3 protein-coding genes are annotated in these 4,376 nt (G+C 43.8%); all 3 read right to left on the reverse strand.

What is annotated here, in order from left to right; all coding sequences use genetic code 11:
- Positions 1–843, reverse strand: an 843-nt coding sequence (locus tag Q7A53_RS21630) for a serine/threonine protein kinase (protein WP_411791287.1), incomplete at its 3' end; no start/stop codon positions are given.
- Entirely contained in the window at positions 824–1,561 is a 738-nt protein-coding gene (locus Q7A53_RS21635) for a vWA domain-containing protein (RefSeq protein ID WP_411791288.1), read from the reverse strand. The genes Q7A53_RS21630 and Q7A53_RS21635, both read right to left, overlap by 20 nt.
- A 62-nt stretch (positions 1,562–1,623) precedes the next feature.
- A complete protein-coding gene (spoIIE, locus tag Q7A53_RS21640; RefSeq protein WP_411791289.1) occupies positions 1,624–4,068 on the reverse strand; it encodes a stage II sporulation protein E in 2,445 nt (814 codons plus the stop codon).
- Positions 4,069–4,376: the final 308 nt, after the last annotated feature.

The raw sequence follows: 4,376 nt of genomic DNA on the forward strand, positions 1-4,376 counted from the left end.
CATAGACTCCCGTTTCTTCCGGAGCTGCGACCGCTTCGGACTCTTGGTCTGAGTACGCTTCATTAACAAGTTGGCTAAGTCGTCTTTCATATCCGTGGCAGAGGAATATCCTCCCTGCCAGCAATTTAAAATAATTTTCTGGTAAGGTTTCAGAACCACGGCATGAAGGAGATTCGTTTCCAACGTCTTCTTTGCATTTTTACCTTTTTCAAATTTAGCTGGGTAAGCCATTTCGAGCATAATCATGGTCAGAGCGAATAGGTCATAACGAGCATCTGCCCGTCTTGATCCCATTTCCCAATATCCTCGATCATAAAATTCAGTGAATTCCTTAATCGCTCGATCAAAATGGGTGACTCCTCCCACGTCAATCAAACGGACCCTGGAAGCTGATACAAGCAGGTTATCCGTCTTTAAGTCGCCAAATGCATAGCCGGCTTTGTGAAGATGTTCAAGGTCTGAAAGTAATTGCACAGCAAACAGCCCGATCCATTCGTTTGCTTTTCCCTTTAAAAAGGAGGGCAATGACTGGCCTTGGATGTATTCCATTACATAAAAAGGGTAAATTTGCGCTCGTGGTCCCACCCAATCATCGACATCAACAAAATCAGGTCCAAGCTTTACCCCTTGGACCTTGCTGAATTTCTTGAGCATATTCACTTCCAGCATCATTCGCGAGCTATCCTGTCCAACCTTCAGGGCATACCTTTCCCCATGAGATTGACACAAATAGACGGTGCCACATGCGCCCGATCCAAGCTTTCTAATAATCTGGTAGGAGCGGCTGTTCCATTTCCCGGTTAAAACAGCCCCTGCTGCTATATTAAAATCCGGTTTCTTCATAAGGGTCTTCCTCATCTTGAAATTCCCGGATCAGCGGTTTTTCAGTAAACGAGTATAAAGCTTCTTTAAGAGCAGGGCCGGTTGGTGTATAGCCTCCGCTGGTCAACTTGTTGAATATATTATTAATCCTGCCTAGTTCAGGAGTCCAGTCGATCATTTTGCGAATCGACCTCTTTAGGTCAGGGAATACATAAACACTAAATTGATTTGAACCTGTTCTGGCATTTAAGCTGAGAGAAAGATCATAGAGAGCTTCCTTTACGGTCGGGAGCTTATGATGCATACTTGCGCTCGTATCGACAAGCACCAGAACTTCAAGATCACATTTCTCACCTAAATCATCGACGACCTCCACTACTTCGCCTCTTTTTTCAGGCGGCAGCTCTTCAATAGACTGCTCTTTACCTAAGATCTGCTGCAGCTCTTTATTCACTACATCATGTATGGTTTGAGTCATCGCCTGTCTCGTCACCATTTGAACGGTTTGGGACAAACTTTTTTGATAAACAATTTGACTGACACCGCCGCCAGCCTCGGCAATGGCCTCCACTTCTTCTATTCCCTGCGGCTGGCCATTTTGTCGATCATCAAGAACCCCAATGACATTTACCGTTACCCCCTGATTTCTAGCAAGAGCTGCGACAGCAATTGGATCTTCGCCGTGGTTTGAGCAGCCATCTGTTAATAACAGAATTTGTTTAAGTCTGCCTAATTTCATCGTTTATCCCTCCTGTTTCCTTGTCCCCATCATCGCCGAAAAGGAGGAATAATATACTCTTGCTAGGCTTGTTTTTTCTCTGTCGGTATGGATGACCATTCCGGCATATATCGGTCAATCCGAGCGACCAGTACCGTCATGTCATCTTCTATCGATCCTTGTGTTCGGATCGCTTCTTCTAATAATAAATCCGCCACCTCCTGTGGATCATTACTATTCAATTCACGTATTTTTCTCTTCAGCCACACCTCCACATTTTCTATATGTTTCGGTCCTTCTAAAATGCCGTCACTTACCATAATAAGAAGGTCACCCTCCATTAACTGTTCACTCGTGGTGTCTACTTCCACGTCTGTAATGATTCCCATCGGCAGATTCCCTGCCTCTACCGCAAAGATTTGCGACCCCCTTTTGATGAAACTTGGTGTACTGCCGATTTTAATAAACTTGGAAGTTGCTTGATGCAAATCGATAACTGCCAGGTCTAACGTAGAGAAAATTTCATCACTCGTTCTTAACGATAAAATCGAATTAATCGATTGGATCGCTACAGACTCCTGAATCCCCGATTGTAAAATTTGTTTGAGCAGCCTGAGGGTTTCCATGCTTTCTTCATGAGCTCTCTGCCCATTTCCCATTCCGTCGCTGATGGCTAGCGCGTATTTCCCCCTTCCAAGCTCCATCATCGAATAGCTGTCTCCGGATACAAATCCCCCTCCTTTAGCGGCGTGGGCAACGCCTGATTCAATGGAATAATGCTTAGCTGATCCAAAGGTTAAATAACACCTTGCCTGTGGATACGGAGAAATCTCTTCCATCGTCACCACGATTGTTTCTCCTAATATATCCGAAAGGACTGGTGCAATAACTTTGACCCCTTCCCCTCTATAATTCTCAATATCAATAATAAGTTCTAAATCTATATTCCCGGCATCCAATGTGTAGATCTCAAGTTTCTGTACATGGAGGCCCATACGGTCAAGGGCATTGTGAATGACCTGTTCCTTATGCTCATGATGTTCCCGCTCTTTTACAATTTCTTTAGCGAAATTATCCATCACCTCCGAAACGCCCTGCAGCTGTTCCGCTACAAACCTTCTGCTCTCCAGGACTTGTCTTTTTAATTGTTTATTCGCATGGTAGAAAGATAACTCATGCTTCATGGTATCCACCAGTTTTTGTGATTTCACACAATATTGATCCACGGACTTACGTAGAATGCGGCTCGGCTCCCCCTTTTCATCGATTTCAAACATGAGATCCGTCATTAAATCGTGGGTCTGGTCAAATTGATTGACCCAGCATTTCTCCTTTTTAAAGCAGGATTGGCACGTCTTTTCCGTGACATGACTTAAAAAATAGTCAATTTCCTGCGAGTCACTATCTTCCTCCTTTATAAGATCAAAATGATTAAAGCTTTTCGATAGAGCCTGGAAAACATCAGAAAATTTTCCGACTCGAACTGCCGTTACATCACGCACCTTCTGTAAATATTTCTGCTGCTCCTGGTGGTGTTCATCAGTCCCCGGAACATATCGCGAAAGCTGCTTCACCCATTCATTTGGTGTCAGCACAAATAAAGTTACCGCCCATAAGGATGCCCACATGGATTCGGGTAAACTTCCGCCATTGTCTATATAAAATCCAATTAAAAGCGTACCGACAATAAGACCGGCACTGACCCCGATTTTTTTCCCTTCTTTAAGCAGCCCCCCCAGTAACCCAGAAAAAGCTAGTAAACTCATTTGATATAAATGGTCGACACTAGATAAACTTAAAACGAGGCCAGTCACGACTCCAACCGTAGATCCTATGGCTGCCCCGGCAATATAAGCTAGTAATATAACTAAATAACGCGAGAAAATATCAACCATCGGTACACCTTGAATCTCCCAGCCGATCATACCTGTAAGTACAGAGGCAAGCAGGATAATTAAGCACACAATTTCTTCATTCTTTAACGTTGGATGATATTTCTGTGGTGATAAGAGCGGCAGGCTCTGCATAAAGATAAGTACAAGTATAAAACTCAGAATGCCTTCCGCCGCCATTAGAATAATTTCGTAGAGATGCCAGCGATCTAAGAAGGCTAGGCTGGCGGTCCTTGGAATTAAACTGGCGATCAGGGCCATGGTGGGGAGCCACTTTTGCGGCTGCTTCACTTTATGTAAAGCAGCACTTAGGAGCAGGAAGGTAACTGACGCTCCTAGTATAAAACCGCCATGTCCAAAGCTGTATGTAGAAGCTCCGGCTGCCATTATGACGGTTACAGGGATTACCAGCGGACGGCGCAGCCACCATATCACGGCTAGGAACGCCACTCCGAACGGAGCCATCGAAGATAAAATAATCGCTCTTCCTAATAGAAGAGATAACAACATATGAAAGATTCCTTTGTTCGCCATAAATGTTATAAGAGCTAAAGAAGATTTTTGAATCCCCTTATTAATAGCCGATCCTCTGATTTCTGCTTGACGCCCCCCGCGCTTCAACACTGTCCCTAACATTAAACACCACTCCTTCTTTGTTATGACCTATTTAATCACACGGCAGACAAGCATTTTGTCAAAACAACAGGAGAGCAGTAACAAAAACTTCGATTCTTTTCTTATGAAAAAATGCCCTTTCTACAAAATCATTCCTGAGCACGTGGAAGACTATCCAAAATACTCCCCTATTCCCTATCGAATTAACAGACTAGTCTTAAAATTTATATTTTCGTTGACATGTTTTTTTACATGGTGTACTATAATGCTTGTGACTTTGAAAGACACACTATGGCGGTGTAGCTCAGCTGGCTAGAGCGTACGGTTCA

It is taken from the genome of Halobacillus rhizosphaerae, from assembly GCF_046719735.1.
Taxonomy (GTDB): domain Bacteria; phylum Bacillota; class Bacilli; order Bacillales; family Halobacillaceae; genus Halobacillus_B; species Halobacillus_B rhizosphaerae.

Coding starts and splice junctions, on each gene's coding strand:
- Q7A53_RS21635 (WP_411791288.1), bottom strand. CDS start 1,561: ATGAAATTAGGCAGACTTAAACAAATTCTGTTATTAACAGATGGCTGC.
- spoIIE (WP_411791289.1), bottom strand. CDS start 4,068: ATGTTAGGGACAGTGTTGAAGCGCGGGGGGCGTCAAGCAGAAATCAGA.